The organism is Mycolicibacterium insubricum (genome assembly GCF_010731615.1).
Classification (GTDB): Bacteria; Actinomycetota; Actinomycetes; order Mycobacteriales; family Mycobacteriaceae; genus Mycobacterium; species Mycobacterium insubricum.
In genome coordinates this window covers 703,417-721,048 of the sequence record NZ_AP022618.1, presented here as the reverse complement: position 1 = coordinate 721,048, position 17,632 = coordinate 703,417, and the positions used below count along the sequence as shown (strand labels likewise).

Genomic DNA, 17,632 nt, shown 5'->3' with positions numbered 1-17,632 from the left:
GGGGGCTAGTCCGGAATGTTCGGCTCTATTGTCTGGACCAAATATGGTTGATAGGGTCGGTAACCGTGAGCCGCGGATCAACCACGCGTTATCCCAACACCGTGCCCTCGAGCACCGCTTTCGGCTGGACGCTGCACCGACTGACCCCACCCAGCCGGGTGTTCGGCGCCAACGGTCTGCGCACCGGGCCGGACGGCCGCGTCTACATCGCGCAGGTCACCGGCAGCCAGGTCAGCGCACTCGACATCGACGCCGGCACGGTCGAGGCCATCAGCCCCAAGGGCGGTGGCATCGTCGGTCCCGACGACGTCGCCTTCGACGACGCCGGCCGGCTGATCGCCACCGAGGTGATGAACGGCCGGGTCAGCATGCTCGACGGCGGCGTCACCCGGGTGCTGCGCGACGACGTCCCGTCGGCCAACGGCATCACCGTGCACCGCGGGCGGCTGTTCGTCGGCGAGTGCCGGCCCGGCGGCCGGCTGCTGGAGCTCGACCTGGCCGGCGGCGCACCCCGGGTCATCTGCGAGAACCTGCCGTCACCGAATGCCATGGAGTTCGGCCCGGACGGCCTGCTGTACTTCCCGGTGATGGACGCCAACGAGATCTGGCGCATCGACGTCGACGGCGACTCCGGGCCGCAGACCGTCGCCGGCGGCCTCGGCGTTCCCGACTCGGTGAAGTTCGGCCCGGACGGACAGATCGTCTCCACCCAGGTGTTCAGCGGGCAGGTGCTGCAGATCGACCCGCAGACCGGGTCGCAGACGTTGCTGGCGCAGCTGTCCCCCGGCCTGGACAACTGCACCCTCGTCGGCGACCGGCTGTTCGTCTCCAACTTCACCGGGGAGATCACCGAGATCGGCGCCGACGGCGGTGTGCGGACCGCACTGCCCGGCGGCCTGAACTGGCCGCTGGATCTGGCCGTCGGTGACGACGGCGCGCTGTATGTGGCCGACGGGACGTTCACCTACCGGCTGTCCACCGGCTCCCCCGGCGACAAAGGGGAGAAAGAGATCGCGGGCATGCTGTTCACCCCCGGCTACCCCGGGTTCCTGCGCGGTCTCACCCCCGCCGGACCGGGGCAGTTCCTGGTCACCACCGCCAACGGAGACGTGGCACGGTGGCGGCCGGCGACCAGCGAAACCGAGGTACTGGCAAGCGGATTCGATCAGCTCTACGGCGTCGCCCTGGCACCCGACGGCGCCGCGCTCGCCGTGGAGCAGGGCACCGGACGGGTGCTGGCGGTGCGCGACGGCGACACCGAGATCCTGGCCGACGGCCTGGACACGCCCGTCGGCATCGCGATCACCCCCGTCGGGGAGGTACTGGTCAGCGAGTCCGGGGCCGGCCGCGTGGTAACGGTGGCCGGCGGCCGCTCTCGCCCGTTGATCGAGGGATTGGTTCAGCCCCAGGGGCTGCTGGTGCGCGACGGCACGGTCTATGTCGTCGACGCCGGCAGCAAGGAGGTCATCGCCGTCGACCTGGCAGAGGGCACCCGCAGCGTCATCGCCGCCGGGCTGCCGGTGGGAGCGCCGACCGGGGTGACCCCGAAGCCGCTGCTGGGCATGCCGCCGTTCTCCGGGCCGCAGGGACCGTTCGCCGGGATCGCCGCCGGCGCCGACGGCACCCTGTTCGTCTCGGCCGACGCCGACGGCAGCGTGCTGGCACTGCGTCCCGATAAGCCCCGTCCGTGAACACCGCCGCCGATCCCCGATATCTCCAGGTCGCCCGGGCGCTGCGGCAGGAGATCGTCGACGGGGTCTATCCCGTCGGATCCCAGCTGCCCACCGAACATGCACTGTGCGACCGGTTTTCGGTGAGCCGGTACACCGTCCGCGAGGCTTTGCGCCGGCTGCGGGAGGACAATCTGATCTCCTCCAAGCCGCGCGCCGGCACCATGGTGGTACCGCGGACCTCCATCAGTTCCTACGCCCAGGACGTGATGTCCATCGATGATCTGATGGCGTTCGCCTCCGGGGCGCACCTGGTCATCCAGGCCAGCCGGATGCTGACCGTCGACGCCGATCTGGCCCAGCGCACCGGCCTGGCGGTCGGGCAGGAGTGGCTGGGTATCGGCGGCTACCGGCAGGCCGACGGAGCCTCGCACCCGGTGTGCTTCACCGAGTACTACATCAACCGCGAGTTCGCGTCGGTCGGCCGGCTGCTGCACCGGCACAACGGTCCGGTGTTCCCGCTGATCGAAGACATGTTCGGCCGCACCATCACCGAAGTGCACCAGGAGATCTCGGCGGTGCTGATGCGCACCGACCTGGCCGCCCGTCTGGACGTCGATCCGGGTACCGCGGCCCTGGAGGTCCGCCGCACTTACATCACCTCCGACGGCGAGACCGCCCAGGTCACCATCAACACCCACCCGGCGTCGCGTTACCGGTATTCCATGACCTTGCGCCGGATTTCGGGCTGAGCCGTGGCTACCGCGCTCGCCGACGCACTGGCCACCGCAGCCATCCTTACCCCACAACGGGTTCTGCTGATCGACGACGACGTGCGCCTGGACGCCGCCGGTACCGACCGCGCGGCCCGCACCCTGTCCGCGGCGCTGCTGCGCCGGTTCGAACCGGGCTCGGTGGTGTCGTTCATGCTGCCGAACTGGCACGAGGCCGCCATCGTCTATCTCGGCGCGACGCTGGCGGGCATGGTGGTCAATCCGATCCTGCCGTCGTTGCGGGACCGCGAACTGCGCTACATCCTCGAAGACACCGGGGCGGCGATGATCGTCATCCCCGGGCTCTATCGCGGCCAGGACTATCCGGCGATGCTGGCCCGGGTGACCGCGGATCTGCCCACCCCGCCGGAGGTGGTGGTGGTCCGCGGCGCCGAGACCGGATTCACCGGGTACGAAGAACTTTTCAGCGGTACGCCCGCGGTCACGCTGCCCGACGTCGATCCGGATGCCGTGGCACTGCTGCTGTACACCTCGGGTACCACGGCGGCGCCCAAGGGTGTGCTGCACAGCCAACGTGGACTGCGCGCCCTGCTGACCCAGATCGGGCACTACTGGCGCGTCGAGTCCGGTGACACCTTCCTGGTGCCGTCGCCGATCGCCCACATCGGCGGATCCATCTACGCATTCGAGGCTCCGCTACTGCTGGGCAGCACCGCGGTGCTGATGCAACGCTGGGACCCCGACGTCGCCGTCGCACTCATGCAGACTCACCGGTGCAGCCATATGGCCGGGGCCACACCGTTTTTGACCGGTCTGTTGGAAGCCGCCCGGCGCGCCGGCAGTCGGCTGCCGGATCTGAAGGTGTTCATCTGTGGCGGGGCGTCGGTGCCGCCGTCGTTGATCCTGGACGCGACCGACTTCTTCGACAACGCCGTCGTCACCCGGGTGTACGGGTCCACCGAGGTTCCGGTCACCACCGTCGGTTCGCCCGACCCCGGGGACACCGAGCACGCCGCGCACACCGACGGTCGCGCCGGCATCGCCGAGCTCCGCATCGTCGACGGCGAGATCCGGGCCCGCGGACCGCAGATGCTGCTCGGCTACCGGCACAATCGCGACACCGCCGACGCCTTCGACGACGACGGGTTCTTCCGGACCGGGGACCTGGGTCGGATCGACAACGGCTATCTGGTGGTCACCGGCCGGTGCAAGGACCTCATCATCCGCAACGGGGAGAACATCTCCCCCAAGGAGATCGAGGATATTCTCGCCACCGCACCGGGCATCAGCGAGGTGGCCGTGGTGGGTATCCCCGACCGGCGGACCGGCGAGCGGGCGTGCGCGGTCATCGTGCCCGATGACCGCGCGCCGGTGCCCGACGTCTCCGCACTGCGCACCGTGCTGACCGAAGCCGGGCTCGCGCTGTTCAAAGTGCCGGAACGGGTGGAGATCTGGGAGTCACTGCCGCGCAACGACGCCGGGAAGATTCTCAAGCAGCAGATCCGGGCGACACTGTGCCCGGAGACCGGGGAGGGGTGAACATGCCGGTCGCCATTGTCACCGGTGCCAGCAGCGGCATCGGATTCGGCTGCGCCGTCGAACTTGCGCGTCAGGGCTACGCGGTGCTGGGCACCGGCCGGGACCAGCCACGGTTGGCCGCCCTGGCCGAGGCGGTGACCGAGGCGACCGGCGACCCGAACTCGGTCGCGACGGTGGCCGTCGACCTAACCGACGACGACGCACCGGCGCGGGTGACCGCGGCGGCACTTGCGCGCTGGGGCCGGATCGACGTGCTGGTCAACAATGCCGGGCTGGGCAGCCCGAAACCGTTGCACGAGACCGACGATGAGACCCTCGACCGGTTCCTCGGGGTGATGCTGCGGGCGCCGTTCCGGTTGGCCCGCGAGGTCATCGGGCACCTGCAGCCGGGTTCGGCGATCATCAACATCACCTCGACGTTCGCCGTCGTCGGCGGCCTGCGCGGCGGCGCGTACTCGGCGGCCAAGGGCGGGTTGACCGCGCTGACCACCCATATCGCCTGCCAGTACGGCGCCCAGGGCATCCGGTGCAACGCCGTGGCGCCGGGGGTCACCGTCACCCCCATGGTCGAGCACCGCCTCGACGACGACCGGTTCCGCCGGATCAACACCGAGATGACGCCGCACACCCGGCTCGGCCGGGTCGAGGACATCGCCGCGACGGTGGCGTTCCTGTGCTCGCCGGGCGGGAGTTTCATCAACGGGCAGACCATCGTTGTCGACGGTGGCTGGAGTTCGACGAAATACCTGTCCGAATATGCCCTTTCCAGCCGGTGGGAGCAGCCGTGAACGTGTTCGCGGTGCTGGATCAGGCCGCCGCCCGGTTCCCCGATGCCGGTGCGGTGTTCCACGGCGCCCGGCAGGTGGCGACCTGGGCGCAGCTGCGGGACCGGGCATTGCGGCTGGCCGCGGCGCTGCGCGAGCGTTTCGGGCCGGGTGCGCGGATCGCGGTGGCCGCCGAGAACCGTCCCGAGATCCTGGAGTTGATGTTCGGCATCTGGGCGGCCGAATGCGTGTACGTGCCGATCAACTACAAACTGCACGCGAGCGAGATGGGCCAGATCCTCGAAGACTCTGGTGCAGCAATGGTTTTCACCTCGGACAAGCTCGCCGCCGGGCTGGTCGAACAGGACTGTGCACCCGTGTGCCGAATCGGCGGCGACGAGTACCGACAGTGGTTCGCCGAATCCCCCACCCTCCCGCCGAACACCGACCCGGCCGCGCTGGCCTGGCTGTTCTACACCAGCGGCACCACCGGGCGGTCCAAGGGCGCGATGCTCTCGCACCGGAACCTGATGGCGATGACGGTGGCGCATCTGGCCGATTTCGACGATCCCGACGAGCACGCCGCGTTGGTGCACGCCGCACCGATGTCGCACGGCTCGGGGCTCTACATCCCACCGTACGTGCTGCGCGGGGCGCGCCAGGTGATCCCGGCGTCGGGGGTGTTCGACGCCGAGGAGTTCCTCGACCTGTGCGGACACCATCCGGGGTGCGCGGCGTTCCTCGCGCCCACCATGGTCGGCCGGCTGGTCGCCACCGGGCGGCAACGACCCGCGCACCTGCGCACGATCGTCTACGGCGGCGGCCCGATGTACGTGGAGAGCCTCAAGGCCGCGATGGCCGCGTTCGGCCCGGTCTTCACCCAGCTCTACGGCCAGGGCGAGGCACCGATGACCATCACCGGCCTGCGCCGTCGCGATCACCTCGGGCCCGACGGCGGGTGGGCCGAGGATGCGGTGCTCGGCTCGGTCGGGTATCCCCGCTCGGGTGTCGAGGTTGCGGTGCTCCGCGGCGACGGCAGCCCCGCCGATATCGGGGAAATCGGCGAGATCGTCTGTCGCGGCGACGTGGTGATGTCGGGCTACTGGCGCAATCCCGCGGCCACCGCGGCGACCCTGGTCGACGGCTGGCTGCACACCGGCGACATGGGTACCTTCGACGAACGTGGCAATCTCACCCTGCGGGACCGCTCCAAGGATGTGGTGATCAGCGGCGGCTCCAACATCTATCCCCGTGAGGTGGAGGAGGCGCTGATCGCACACGCCGGCGTCGTCGAGGCCGCCGTCGTCGGGGCGCCGGATCCCGAGTGGGGCGAGGTGGTGGTGGCGTTCGTGGTGCCCGGTCCCGCGGCGGGCGATGGCCTCACCGACGAACTCGATGCGCATCTGCTGGACCGCATCGCCCGGTTCAAGCGGCCGAAACGGTACGTGCTGGTCGACGAGTTGCCGAAGAGCTCCTACGGCAAGGTGCTCAAACGGGAACTGCGGGACCGGCTTTAACGCCTCAGGAACTGACGATCGTGATCAGGGAACGCAGTTGCTCGGTGCGCCACACGGTGAGGGTGACGAATACCGCCAGCAGGGCGACGGGAACCCCGACGTGGAACAGGGTGCGGTAGCGCTCGGGACTGAAGGCGTAGGCGCAGGCGATCAGTGCGCCGGTGATCAGGCCGCCGACGTGTCCCTGCCAGCTGATGCCCGGGATGGCGAAGGTGATGACCAGGTTGAGCACGATCAGCATCGTCACCGACCGCACATCGAACTGCAGCCGCTTGGCGACCACGTAGGTCGCGGCGAAGAGCCCGAAGATCGCACCGGACGCCCCGGCGTGCGCGGTGTTCAGCGGGGCCATCAGATAGATCAGCGTCGACCCGCCGAGCAAGCTCACGCCGTAGAGCACCGAGAATCGCGCGCGGCCCAGCCAGGACTCCAGCGGCGGGCCCACCACGTAGAGCGCCCACATGTTGAACAGCAGGTGCACGACGCCGTAGTGCAGGAATCCGGAGGTGATCATCCGGTACCACTGGTCGAAGAACGCGACGCGCAGCGGCCACATGCTGAAGTCTTGGGTGAAACCCGGGATGACGATCTGCAGCACCCCGACCACCGCGCAGGCGGCCATCAGCGTGTAGGTCACCAACGGCCGGCCGTCGTGCACCCGGCCGCCGAACACCGTCCGCACCGCGCGCACCGACTTCTTGCCCTCCTGCACACAGTCCGGGCACTGGAAACCGACCGCGGCCGTCGTCATGCAGTCCGGGCAGATCGGGCGGTTGCAGCGGGTGCAGGCGACCCGGGCCGGTGCACCGGAATGCCGATAGCAGGCCGGCGGGGTATTCGGTGTGCTCATCGGGATCAAACATAGCCCGGGAGGGACCCGGATCGGGTCAGGACTTCGTCCTCGGGTGCTCAGATGCAGAACAGCGGGTGCAGCACCAGCAACGGCCACAGCAGAATCGATTCCCCGAAGGCCGCGACATTGGCGCCGGCCGGAAGGTAGTGGCTGAGCTGGGCCTCCATGAAGTCCACCCGGTCGGCCGTCAGGAACGAGTAGCCGATCCCGATCAGCAGGTACGGCAGCGCCAGCCAGAGCCCGACCTCGATCAGCGCCTCGACGCTCACCCGGTGACCGAGCACCCGCCGCACCATCGACCTCATGGATCCATATCACCCCGAAATCAGGCGTTTTGGCCGGATTTTCGCCGAAGTCGGCTCAACCGGCGTTTTCGACGTCGGCGCGCTGCGCGATCCCGCGGCGGTACGGCTCGTCGGCGCCGGCCGGGCCCCGCCCGCCGGCCGCGGCCAACAACGCCTGCGCCTTGAAGGCGCGAGCGGCCGCACTCAGCCGATGGGAGCCCTGCCACGGCGGGGTGCCGGGACCGTCGCCGCCCCACACGGTGATCGCCACCGAACCGGTGGCCTGCAGGCCCAGTAGCTGCTCGCGGATCGCGGGAACCTCCCGCAGCACGGCCGCCGAGACGGCGACGGCGTCCGGGCGTCGGCCGGCGAGCCCGGCGGTAATCCGTTCGGCCTGCGCGCCCAGGATGTGCAGCGCCCGGGCATCGGAGTCGGTGGGGTCGGTCCGGCACAGGACGGTGACGGTCCAGCCGTCCATCGACCGGTCGAATATCCACCCGCCGGTGCCGGTGACGACGTCGGCCACGTCGGCACCGATGACGTCGAGCCGGTAACTCAGTCGGTCTGTCATGGACTCCTCTTCCGGGTCGCCGGTCATCGGTGAGTGGGTCATCGGTGCGCTCCGTTCAGCACGTGATCGTCCGGGTCGACGGCGCCGGTCATCGTCCAGTAGTCCACCGAGCGCCACGGGCTCAGCACGTAGACGTTGCCGTCGGCGGCTTTGTACCAGGAGTGCTCGATGCTCGGGTGGCCCCACATCAGCGCCGAGATCTCGGTCTGCAGCCGGTCGCGGTACCGGTGGTAGGCAGCCTCGCTGGGTTCGATGCTGCGGTGACCGCCCTCGATCAGCGTCTGCAATGCCGCTCCGGCGTAACGCATCTGGCATTCGGTCATGAACATGACGCTGCCGGCGTGCGCGAGTCCGGTGCCGGGCCCGGAGAAGATGAAGAAGTTGGGGAACCCGGGGACCGAGATTCCGTTGTAGGCGGCCGGTTTTCCGTCCCACCAGTCTGCGATCGAGACACCGTCGCGGCCGATGATATCCATCGGCCAGAGCATCTCGCTGGCCCGGAACCCGGTGGCCAGCACGATGACGTCGGTGTCGTGATGCCCGGACTCGGTGAGGATTCCGGTCTCGTCGATGCCCAGGATGGGGTCGGTGACCAGTTCGACGTGGTCGCGGCGCAGGCAGCGCAGCCAGCTTCCGTTGTCCTGCAGCATTCGCTTGGCCATCGGCGGGTAGTTCGGCGTGACCTTGGCCATCAGCGCCGGATCCTCGCCGAGCTGGTCGGTGATCCAGTTGACGAACACTTCGCGGCGCGCGGCGCTGGCGGCGTTGGCGGTGCGCGGGAAGTCGGGCCAGTTCTCGTCGGCGCGAACCAGATCCAGCATCTTGTCGCTGGATTGCAGCATCAGCATGAACCGATACCAGCGGGAATAGCCGGGCAGGTGCCGCATCGCCCAGTGCTCCCCGTCGCCGACGGCGGCGTGGTAGCGCGGATTGGGGGCCATCCACTGCGGCGTGCGCTGGAACACCGTGAGCGCGGCGACGTCGTCGACGATGGCGGGGCCGATCTGGAAGCCGCTGGCACCGGCGCCCACCAGCGCCACCCTGGCGTCGGTCAGGTCGACGTCGTGGTCCCACCGGGCGGCGTGGAACACCGGCCCGGCGAAACGCTCCAGGCCCGGAAGATCCGGGATGAGCGGCCGATTGAGGAACCCGACACCGGCGAAAACGACAGTCGCACTGCGGGTCAGACGTGTCCCATCGGCTGCGGTCGCGGTGACGGTCCACCGCCCGGCGTCCTCGTCCCATTCGGCGCGGGTGACCTCGTGCCCCCAGTGCACGTGCTCGCCGATGCCGAACTCGTCCATCAGGGCGCGAAAGTAGCGGTGTAGTTCCGGCTGGCGCGCGTAGTAGTCGGAGAACTGGTCGGCATGGGTGAACGAGTAGGAGTAGAAGTGGCTGGCGACGTCCACCCGACAGCCGGGATAGGAGTTTTCGTACCAGGTGCCGCCGACGTCGTCGTTCTTCTCGATGATCTCGAAGGCGATCCCGGCCTCCTGCAGCCGCAGCGCGGCCAGCAGCCCGGCCTCGCCGAGTCCGATGATGAGCACCGAGAAGCCCGGCGGGATGACGGCGTCGCCGGCCAGGCCGATCGCCCGGGGGTTGGCGCCGGCCAGGTCCATCTCCTCGGCGTACAGCGCCGCGTAGTCGTCGGGCACCGGGCCGCAGTTGATCCACTCCATGGTCTCGCGGATCAGCTCCGGGCTGGGGTCGCGTGGTTGCGGGCAGCCGGCGTCGCGCCAAGCGGTGACGCCGGCCAGCGCCCGGCGCCGCAGCTCGGCCAGTTCGGCGGGGGTCATCTTGCCCTGGAACTCGTTCTGGATGAATTCCCGCGGCCGGATCGCGGTGCGCAGCAGGGACGGGTCGCCGGTGATACCGACGACCGATGCGATCAGCGCGGGTACCGACAGCTGCTCCAGGTGGGCGGCGATGGTGGCGTCGTCGTCGGTGATCGGGTCGAACCGTAGGTGGCGCCGGCCTATCCGGATGCCGTCGAGCTGCGCGGTGTCCATGCGCACCCCTTTCTGTGACATCTCAGAGTGTCTTTTATGGCACTGCTTAGTGTCAAGAAGTGGTTTTCGGATAGGCTGCCCCGGTGTCCGAATCGACCGCGCGGTCGCTGACCGAGGCCAAACGCCGAGCCGCGGCCGAACACGTCCTGGCCGCGAGCCGGCGCCTGGTGCTCGACACCGGTCTCGACGTCACCATGGACCAGCTGGCCGAGGCGTCCGGGGTCAGCCGCCGCACGCTGTTCCGGATGTTCAACAGCCGCGAGGCACTGATCGCCGCCGCGTTCGACGCGGGCATGGAGAATTACGGCCGCCAACTCCCCCGCTACGACGGGGACCTGGACGGCTGGCTGCAGATCACCTGCGCCGAGGCGCACCGGATGAATGCCGTCATCGGGCCCGGTTTCTTCGAGCTGGCGTCGCGGTCGGATCTCCCGGTCGACCTGGCGCGTTCGGAACGCCAGCGCCGCAGGGATTTTCGCGAGGTCGCCACGCGGGTCGCGGAGACGGTATGGCTGGCGGTGTCCGATTCGGCGCAGCCGCCCCCGGCGATCCTGGTCGACACCGTCGGCGCGCACCTGAGCCCGCACTTCACCGCGGCGGTGCAGATCGAGGGCGGCAAGGACTGGCGCACCGCCGCCGAGCTGGCGCACGCCGCGATCCTGGCGGCCGCCCGCAGCGCCGCCGCCCACCGGTAGCGCGGTCAACCGACCCGCCTGCGGATGAACGCCGCCACCAGCTCGAACAGCGTTCTGCTCAGTTCCCAGTCCGGCGCCAGGGCGTCGAAACCGTGGCAGGCGCCGGGGAACAAGTGCAGTTCGGTCGGCACCTGCGCCCAGGTCAGTCGGATGGCGTAGTCCAGGGCCTCGTCGCGCAGCGGGTCGAGTTCGGCGCAGCTGACGAACGCCGGGGCCAGCCCGGTCAGGTCCTCCCGGCGGCCGGGAACCGACGCCGCCTCCGGCTGGTGGGCACCCAGGTAGTACCGCCACATCTGTACCGCGGCCGGCCCGTCGAAGCCCGGCGCCGCGGTGAACTCCTCCTTGGCCGGGCTGGGCCGGTCGTCGAGCACCGGTTGGTGCAGCACCTGAAAGGCCAGGGTCGGCGCGTGCCCGTCGGCGCTGCGCTGGGCCACCGTCGCGGCCAGGCATCCCCCGGCGCTGCTGCCGATCACCCCGACCGGGCCCGCCGCGGTGTCGGCGATCCAGGACAGCGCGTCCAGGGCATCGGTCAGCGCGGCGGGGTACGGGTGCTCCGGTGCCAGCCGGTAGTCGACCGAGATGACGGACACCCCGGCGCGGCGGGCCAGCTCCACACACAGGCGATGGTCGATGTCGAGGTTGCCCAGCACGAACGCACCGGAGTGGCAGAACAACGCGGACGCTACCGGGTCGGCCGGGCGGTAGATCCGCACCGCGATCTCACGGTCGCCGACGGGCACCACCGCGTCGCTCACGGTCAGCCCGGTGACATCCATGCCCGCGGCTTCGGTGCGGCGGCGGGCATCGATGCCCGCGCGCACGCCGTCGAGGACCTCGGCGTCGATAACCGTTCGGAGGTCAGCGAATTCACGCAGCCGCGGTGCGAGCCGGTCGCGCACCGGGTCAGCCGATCGTCAGCGACTGGCCGCCGTCGACGACGAGTTCGGCACCGGTGATGAAGGACGCGTGCTCGGACAGCAGGAACACCACGGCGTCGGCGATGTCGGCGGGCGTACCCAGACGCCCGGCCGGAACCCGTTGCGCCAGCCGGGATTGCGTTGCGGCGTCGAGCATGTCGGTGGCCACCGGTCCGGGCAGCACGGCATTGACCCGGACCTCCGGCGCCAGTTCGGCGGCCAGGATCTGGGTGAGTCCGCGCAGTCCCCACTTCGCCGCGCCGTACGCCGCGTGGTTGGGGAACGGACGGATCGCCCCGGTGCTGCAGGTGTTGACGATCGACGCGCCCGGGTTGCGCCGCAGTTCGGGCAGGGCGGCCTGCACGCCGAGGAACGGGCCCAGGCAGTTGATCCGCCAACTGCGTTCGAAGGCCTCCTCGGTCTCCTCGGACACCGGGGCGCGGTGCAGCACCCCGGCGTTGTTGACCAGGGCGGTGAGGGTGCCGAATGCCGCTCGGGTGTCGGCGACGGCGGCCTGCCAGTGCTCGGCCGAGCTGACATCGAGGGCGACCGGGATCACCGCGTCGCCGAGGGGTTGCACGGTCTCGGCGAGCTCGGCGGTCAGTACATCGGCGGCGGCGACCCGGTATCCGGCTGCCACCAGACGTTTTACGATCTCGGCGCCCTGGCCGCGCGCCGCTCCGGTGACCAGCACGATCCCGTGTTCGATCATTGCGGCTCCTTCGTCTCGATGGTCGTTCGGGCCTGCGCGAGGATGTCGGCGGCACCGTGGCGCAGCGCCTGGGACTCGGCGGCCAGGGTGAGCATGGTGTAGCCGCGGGCGGCCAGGGCCCGGCCGGCCGGCCCGGTTCCGGCGTGGATTCCGGCGACCAGCCCGGCGGCCGTTGCCGTCGCGCCGATGTGGTCGATGGCGTCCAGCATCTCCGGTGCCCGCAGGGCGTCGGGGATCCCGAAACCCAGGGACAGCGCGAGATCGGCGGGGCCGGTGTAGATGCCGGTGAGTCCGTCGACCGCGCAGATCTGCTCGACGGCGGCCAGGCCGGCGGCGGTCTCGATCATCACGAACACCGCGGCGCGGGCGGCCAGCGCCGCGGGGTCCGAGCCGAGGTCCGGGCGCAGCGGACCGAAGCTGCGATACCCGTGCGGCGGGTAGCGGGTGGCGGCGACGGCCGCGGCGGCCTGGTCCGGCGAGTCGACCATCGCGACGATGATCCCGTCCGCGCCGGCATCCAGCACCCGGCCGATCGGTGCGGGGTCCACCGAGGGCACGCGGACCAGGGCCCGGATCGGGACGTGGGTCAACCGGCGCAGCAGGACCGCGGCGTCGGCGTCGTCGAGATAGCCGTGCTGGATGTCGATTCCGACGTAGTCGTAGCCGGCGGCGGCGAACTGTTCGGGACCCAGCGCGGTGGGTCCGGTGATCCAGCCGCCCCACTGCGGGCCGGTCACGGCACCAGCACGATCTTGATGCGCCCCGGGGTGGGGCGGGCGGCGAGTTCGAAGGCCTGCTGGACCTCGTCGACGGGGAAGGTGTGGGTGACATACGCCGGCAGCAGTTGGGGGTGCTCGCGGGCGAAGGCGTCCGCAGCGGCCAGCACCCGGCGCCGGTCCAGGGTGACCCCGGACATCAGGGTCAGGTTGGAACGCAGCATGGCGCGCATGCTGATCGGGTAGCAGTCGTCGTCGGGGACGCCGAAGTAGAACACCGTGCCGCGCCACGCGGCGGCTTCGATGGCGTGGGTGAGGGTGGCGACCTGGTGCCCGACGGCTTCGATCACGATGTCGGGTTTGTCCCACGCGTCCAGGTGTGCGATCCAGCGATCGCTGGTGGCGCGCACCGCGTTATCGACGCCGAAATTCGCCGCGACCGCGCTGCGGTCCACCGGATCGACGCCGGTGACCCGTGCGGCGCCGGCGGCCTTGGCGACGTAGCTGAATAGCAGGCCGATCGAGCCCTGTCCGATCACCGCGACGTGTTTGCCGGCCAGCGGGGGTAGTTGTTCGACGGCGTAGAGCACACAGGCCAAGGGCTGCAGCGCGACCGCCTGCTCGGGGCTCAGTGCCGGGTGGTAGCGGGCCAGGCCCTCCCCGTCGGAGACCACCTGCTCCTTGAGTCCGTCGAATGCCGAGGCCCAGCCGACCACCATGGTGCCGACCTGGTGCTCGGGGTGGGCACTGGCGATCACCTCGCCGACGATCTCGTGGATCGGGAACCCGTCGATGTCGGCCGCGCACGGGCCGGTGTCGGCGGGCAGCTTGCCCTGGGTGCCGCGGAAGCCCGGCATGTCGCTGCCGCAGATGGCGGCGGCGGCGAACTTCAGCAGTACCTGGCCGGGATCCAGGGTGGCCGGATCCGGTTCGGGCAGTTCGATTTTCTCGAAGGTGTAGGGCGCGATGACCCGGTGGCACCACATGCTCAGACCTCCACCGGGATGTTGTTCCAGCCCCACTGGAAGCTCGACGGGGGGCGCGACGCCGCTTCGGCGTCGATGCGGTATTCGCCTACCCGCTTGAGGAATTCGGTGATCATGATGGCGATCTCCAGCCGCGCTACGTGCACGCCCATGCAGAAGTGCTGGCCGTGACCGAAGGACAGCAGCCGCTCGATGGGCCGGTTCCAGATGAAGCTGTCCGGGTCCGGGTATTCGCGTTCGTCGCGGGCCGCCGAGCCGAGCAGGGCGATCACCCGCTGACCGGGTTGCAGCGTGACGCCGTGGATTTCGTAGGGGTGTCGCACGGTGCGGGCGAACCACTGCGCGGGCGCGCTGTAGCGGATGATCTCCTCGCGGGCGACGGGCACGTTGGCGTCCAGGTCTGCGCGCACGGCGGCCAGCTGGTCGGGGTGACGGCTGAGGTGCCACAGCCCGGTCGCGGTCACCTTGGGCACGGTTTCGGTGGCGCCGATGAACACCGCCAGCATCTGGGTGGCGGCCTCGACGTCGCCCAGCGCCGAGCCGTCGTCGAGACGGAAGTTGATCAGCGCGTCGGCGATGGGTTCGGAGCCGTCGGCGCCGGCGGCGCGGCGTTTTTCGATGATGGGAGTGAGATAGGACAGGTAGCCGGGGCGGGCGTTGGCGATCTCTACCCCTTCACCGGGCTGAGCCAGCGTGCCGCCGTTGACGGTGGCCAGCACCTCGGGCGCGAGTTCCTCCGGCAGGCCGAGGAAGTCGCACGTCATGGTCGCGGCGACGATGCCGCCGAAGTCCTGGGTGAGGTCGAACCGGCCGCGGGGCAGCAGTTCGTCGAGCCGCTCGTTGGCCAGGGTGCGGATCCGGTCGGCGAGCTTGGCCGCCGACCGCGGCCGGAACTGCGCGGACGTGCACCGGCGCACGTTCTCGTAGACCGGCGAATCGTAGTTCGCGTGAAAAACCATGGGGTGCAACGGCGGATCGGGCACCGGACCAGAGTTGCGGTGTTCCAGCACCGCCGCCGACGGCAGGGTGCCCTCGGAAGCGACGAAGGTCCCGTCGGTGGTGCCCAGCACGGTCCAGATGTCGTCGAACCGCGACAGCGCGAAGGTGTCCAACTCATCGATGTAGTACACCGGGTGCTCGTCGCGCAGCACCCGGTAGTAGGGCAGCGGGTCGGCCATCACGTCCGGGTCGAACGGGTTGTACCGAAATACCGTGTGAGTCATCGGGTCGCCTACTTTAGCGGCGAGGGGGGCAGCGCGGAGAGGATCGAGTCTTCCCAGCCGTCGCGCAGCGCGGGCGCCACGCTCATCCAGGTGACGATCTCGGCCGGCGGTTGTCCCTTCCAGGACGGGTAGTGGTTTTCGAAGCAGTCCCAGTCTCCGTCGAGGGCCCAGTAGTGGATGACCTCGTTGAACCGGAACGTGGTGATGAACGAGCCCAGCCAACGTTTCCCGGTGGATTCCGACCACGGCACGTACAGCCGCTCCAGCTCGCGGATGTAGTCGTCCTGGCGGCCGGGTTTGGTTTCCATGATCTCCTGGATCACCAGTCCGGCGCCGAAGCCGTCGGCGGTCAGCTGGGCCAGCGTCTTGTTGTACTTGCCGGCGTACATGATCCGGCCCTCGCCATGTGCACCGATCGTCCGGAGGTAGGCCTTCCACGCGTTCGCCTGCGCGTGGGCGCTGCCGCCGGCGGCCTGGGCGCGGCCGATGCGGGCGTAGTCGGCGAAGGAGTCGATCTCCCAGATGACGGTGACCTGCGGCCAGTGCCCGTTGTAGGTCGTGGTCTCCCAGAGGGCGAACAGCCGGGCACCGAGCTCGGTCATCATCGGCTGGTAGATCGCGGTGAACCTCTCGGTGAATTCGGCGCTGTCACCGGAGCCCAGGGATATCGTCTCGTGCAGATACAGCAGGGTGTGGCCGTAGTACTTCTTCATGGTCATCGCTTCTTCACCTGACGCGCACCCGTCTTCATTGACAACGACACCCGAAAAGCGTGACACTTGGACCGTGATTTGTAAAGAAGCGGAGCCGTTGGCGGGTGGCTTCTGCTTCGGCGAGGGACCCCGCTGGCACGACGGCGCGCTGTGGTTCTCCGACATGCTGGGGGCGGCGGTGCACACCGTGGATCTCACCGGTGCCGTGACGACGCTCCCGCTGCCCGGACGGGCGCCCTCGGGTCTGGGTTTCGCGCCCGACGGGTCCCTGCTGATCGTCTCGACCGAGGACCGGCAGCTGCTGCGTTACGCCGACGGCGAGGTGTCGGTGCTGGCCGATCTGGCCGCCCTGGCGCCGGCGAACCTCGGCGACATGGTCGTCGACGGCGCGGGCCGGGTCTACGTCGGCGCGCAGGCCCGCACCGACGGCGTCGTCGTCCGGGTGGATCCCGACGGGACGGCAGACGTCGTCGCATCCGGGCTCGAGTTCCCCAACGGCATGGTCATCACCCCCGACGGCACGACGCTGGTCGTCGCCGAGTCGACGGGGCGGCGGCTGACCGCGTTCACCCTGTCCGACGGTGAGCTGTCCGGCCCGCGGGTGTTCGCCGAAGGGCTCGATGGCCCGCCCGACGGGCTGGCCATCGATGCCGACGGCGGGATCTGGACGGCGCTGACCCTGGCTCACCGGTTCGACCGGATCACCTACGGCGGCACTGTCACCGACCGGATCGAGCTCGGCGACCGGGTGGCCATCGCCGGCGCGCTCGGCGGGCCGGACGGCCGCACCCTGTTCCTGCTGTCGAGCACATCGGCCTATCCCGAGCAGCTGATCGGCACGGCCCTGTCCCGGGTCGATGTGCTGGACGTGACCCATCCCGCCCCGGAGAAAGCGTGACCGTGTCCTACTACCAACTCCTCGACGACCGGGCAACGGTCGCCGGCACGGTGGGCCAGCGCCTGCGCCCGACCGAGATGGCGATCAGCACCTGGACCTCGGCCATCCAGCACGGCGCACCCGTCTCGGCGCTGCTGGTCCGCGGCCTGGAGCAGTGCCAACCGCGGGAAGACACCCGGCTGTCCCGGGTGGTCGTCGACCTGATCGGTCCCGTCCCGATGGCCGAAAACCTCTGGCTGACATCAGAACTGGAGCGCTCCGGCAAGCAGATCGAGTTGGTCGGCGCGACATTGTGGGCGCCGGGCCCCGACGGCGAGCCCCGCCCCGCGGCCCGGGCCAGCGGCTGGCGGTTGCAGACCCTGGACACCGCGGAGCTGGGTTCGGCTCCTGACGTTGCTCTGGGCGATCGCGCGGATGCCGTCGACCGCAAGCTGGACGCCAAGTGGGATCCCAACTACGTGCACAGCGTGGATTGGCTGTGGTGCAAAGTTCCGCCGCACGACGGACCGGGAGAATCGTGGATGCGCCCGCGGGTGACGTTGGTCGACGACGAGCCGCTGACCCCGATCCAGCGGTTGTTCACCGTCGCCGACTGCGCCAACGGCCTGGGCACCAAGATCGACATCCGGCGCTGGACGTTCCTGAACACCGACATGTCGGTGCACCTGTACCGGGTGCCCACGGGTGAGTGGACCGGTATCCGCGCCGAGACGTTCTACGGTCCCGACGGCATCGGGACGACGGTCGGCACCCTGTTCGACGACGACGGCCCGGTCGGTGCCATCGCGCAGTCGGTGCTGGTGCGGCCCCGCCCGCCCAAAGCGTGAGCCG

At 69.7% G+C, this 17,632-nt stretch carries 18 protein-coding genes; 8 read left to right on the top strand and 10 right to left on the bottom strand.

The features are described 5' to 3' along the window. The first annotated feature begins 65 nt into the window (after window positions 1–65). The 5 genes from G6N16_RS03370 to G6N16_RS03350 are packed head-to-tail and all read left to right on the top strand — an operon-like array spanning window position 66 to window position 6,224. A complete protein-coding gene (locus G6N16_RS03370) occupies window positions 66–1,691 on the top strand; it encodes an SMP-30/gluconolactonase/LRE family protein (protein WP_110810920.1) in 1,626 nt (541 codons plus the stop codon). Further along, on the top strand, window positions 1,688–2,422 hold the full coding sequence (locus tag G6N16_RS03365) for a GntR family transcriptional regulator (protein ID WP_083032401.1): 735 nt from the start codon (window positions 1,688–1,690) through the stop codon (window positions 2,420–2,422). The genes G6N16_RS03370 and G6N16_RS03365 overlap by 4 nt, the downstream gene beginning before the upstream one ends. Window positions 2,423–2,425: 3 nt before the next feature. After that, complete coding sequence (locus G6N16_RS03360; RefSeq protein WP_163787756.1) at window positions 2,426–3,943, top strand: AMP-binding protein; 1,518 nt, start codon at window positions 2,426–2,428, stop codon at window positions 3,941–3,943. A gap of 2 nt (window positions 3,944–3,945) precedes the next feature. Beyond that, a complete protein-coding gene (locus G6N16_RS03355; RefSeq protein ID WP_083031777.1) occupies window positions 3,946–4,731 on the top strand; it encodes an SDR family NAD(P)-dependent oxidoreductase in 786 nt (261 codons plus the stop codon). Then, window positions 4,728–6,224, top strand: coding sequence for an AMP-binding protein (locus G6N16_RS03350; protein WP_083031779.1), 1,497 nt, complete (start codon window positions 4,728–4,730; stop codon window positions 6,222–6,224). The genes G6N16_RS03355 and G6N16_RS03350 overlap by 4 nt, the downstream gene beginning before the upstream one ends. A gap of 4 nt (window positions 6,225–6,228) precedes the next feature. Here G6N16_RS03350 and G6N16_RS03345 read toward each other — a convergent pair whose 3' ends face one another. From G6N16_RS03345 to G6N16_RS03330, 4 genes are read right to left on the bottom strand one after another with little or no spacing between them, the layout of a single operon-like run. Beyond that, window positions 6,229–7,074, bottom strand: a complete 846-nt coding sequence (locus tag G6N16_RS03345; protein ID WP_083031780.1) for a rhomboid family intramembrane serine protease — start codon at window positions 7,072–7,074, stop codon at window positions 6,229–6,231. 59 nt (window positions 7,075–7,133) lie between these two features. Continuing rightward, window positions 7,134–7,382, bottom strand: coding sequence for a hypothetical protein (locus tag G6N16_RS03340; protein WP_083031782.1), 249 nt, complete (start codon window positions 7,380–7,382; stop codon window positions 7,134–7,136). A gap of 55 nt (window positions 7,383–7,437) precedes the next feature. After that, the gene (locus tag G6N16_RS03335; RefSeq protein WP_133052960.1) at window positions 7,438–7,974 is read right to left on the bottom strand and encodes a hypothetical protein; all 537 of its coding nucleotides are present in this window, start codon (window positions 7,972–7,974) and stop codon (window positions 7,438–7,440) included. After that, entirely contained in the window at window positions 7,971–9,941 is a 1,971-nt protein-coding gene (locus tag G6N16_RS03330) for a flavin-containing monooxygenase (RefSeq protein ID WP_083031785.1), read from the bottom strand. Before G6N16_RS03330 ends, G6N16_RS03335 begins: the two co-directional genes overlap by 4 nt. Window positions 9,942–10,024: 83 nt before the next feature. Here G6N16_RS03330 and G6N16_RS03325 point away from each other — a divergent pair, with 83 nt between their 5' ends. Next, window positions 10,025–10,636: a TetR/AcrR family transcriptional regulator gene (locus tag G6N16_RS03325; protein WP_083031786.1), complete on the top strand. Its 612-nt coding sequence runs from the start codon at window positions 10,025–10,027 to the stop codon at window positions 10,634–10,636. 5 nt (window positions 10,637–10,641) lie between these two features. On the opposite strand, the gene G6N16_RS03320 is transcribed toward G6N16_RS03325, so the two are convergent. The 6 genes from G6N16_RS03320 to G6N16_RS03295 are packed head-to-tail and all read right to left on the bottom strand — an operon-like array spanning window position 10,642 to window position 15,903. Continuing rightward, window positions 10,642–11,535 (bottom strand): alpha/beta hydrolase, encoded by an 894-nt coding sequence (locus G6N16_RS03320; protein ID WP_083031788.1) that lies wholly within the window; start codon window positions 11,533–11,535, stop codon window positions 10,642–10,644. Between the two features lie 4 nt (window positions 11,536–11,539). Beyond that, entirely contained in the window at window positions 11,540–12,265 is a 726-nt protein-coding gene (locus G6N16_RS03315) for an SDR family NAD(P)-dependent oxidoreductase (protein ID WP_083031789.1), read from the bottom strand. Continuing rightward, complete coding sequence (locus tag G6N16_RS03310) at window positions 12,262–13,002, bottom strand: HpcH/HpaI aldolase family protein (protein ID WP_083031791.1); 741 nt, start codon at window positions 13,000–13,002, stop codon at window positions 12,262–12,264. The genes G6N16_RS03315 and G6N16_RS03310 overlap by 4 nt, the downstream gene beginning before the upstream one ends. Continuing rightward, a complete protein-coding gene (locus G6N16_RS03305; RefSeq protein ID WP_083031792.1) occupies window positions 12,999–13,967 on the bottom strand; it encodes a zinc-binding dehydrogenase in 969 nt (322 codons plus the stop codon). The genes G6N16_RS03310 and G6N16_RS03305 overlap by 4 nt, the downstream gene beginning before the upstream one ends. Before the next feature lie 2 nt (window positions 13,968–13,969). After that, the gene (locus G6N16_RS03300) at window positions 13,970–15,190 is read right to left on the bottom strand and encodes a cytochrome P450 (protein ID WP_083031794.1); all 1,221 of its coding nucleotides are present in this window, start codon (window positions 15,188–15,190) and stop codon (window positions 13,970–13,972) included. A gap of 8 nt (window positions 15,191–15,198) precedes the next feature. Continuing rightward, the gene (locus tag G6N16_RS03295; RefSeq protein ID WP_083031795.1) at window positions 15,199–15,903 is read right to left on the bottom strand and encodes an NIPSNAP family protein; all 705 of its coding nucleotides are present in this window, start codon (window positions 15,901–15,903) and stop codon (window positions 15,199–15,201) included. 76 nt (window positions 15,904–15,979) lie between these two features. On the opposite strand from G6N16_RS03295, the gene G6N16_RS03290 reads away from it, so the two are divergent. After that, on the top strand, window positions 15,980–16,801 hold the full coding sequence (locus tag G6N16_RS03290) for an SMP-30/gluconolactonase/LRE family protein (protein WP_407663676.1): 822 nt from the start codon (window positions 15,980–15,982) through the stop codon (window positions 16,799–16,801). Beyond that, entirely contained in the window at window positions 16,798–17,628 is an 831-nt protein-coding gene (locus G6N16_RS03285) for a thioesterase family protein (protein ID WP_083031798.1), read from the top strand. The genes G6N16_RS03290 and G6N16_RS03285 overlap by 4 nt, the downstream gene beginning before the upstream one ends. Window positions 17,629–17,632: the final 4 nt, after the last annotated feature.

Excerpts from the sequence above, each read along its gene's own strand:
- G6N16_RS03335 (WP_133052960.1), bottom strand. The coding sequence starts at position 7,974 with ATGACCCACTCACCGATGACCGGCGACCCGGAAGAGGAGTCCATGACA.
- G6N16_RS03315 (WP_083031789.1), bottom strand. The coding sequence starts at position 12,265 with ATGATCGAACACGGGATCGTGCTGGTCACCGGAGCGGCGCGCGGCCAG.
- G6N16_RS03295 (WP_083031795.1), bottom strand. The coding sequence starts at position 15,903 with ATGAAGAAGTACTACGGCCACACCCTGCTGTATCTGCACGAGACGATA.
- G6N16_RS03300 (WP_083031794.1), bottom strand. The coding sequence starts at position 15,190 with ATGACTCACACGGTATTTCGGTACAACCCGTTCGACCCGGACGTGATG.
- G6N16_RS03330 (WP_083031785.1), bottom strand. The coding sequence starts at position 9,941 with ATGGACACCGCGCAGCTCGACGGCATCCGGATAGGCCGGCGCCACCTA.
- G6N16_RS03345 (WP_083031780.1), bottom strand. The coding sequence starts at position 7,074 with ATGAGCACACCGAATACCCCGCCGGCCTGCTATCGGCATTCCGGTGCA.
- G6N16_RS03355 (WP_083031777.1), top strand. The coding sequence starts at position 3,946 with ATGCCGGTCGCCATTGTCACCGGTGCCAGCAGCGGCATCGGATTCGGC.
- G6N16_RS03340 (WP_083031782.1), bottom strand. The coding sequence starts at position 7,382 with ATGAGGTCGATGGTGCGGCGGGTGCTCGGTCACCGGGTGAGCGTCGAG.
- G6N16_RS03305 (WP_083031792.1), bottom strand. The coding sequence starts at position 13,967 with ATGTGGTGCCACCGGGTCATCGCGCCCTACACCTTCGAGAAAATCGAA.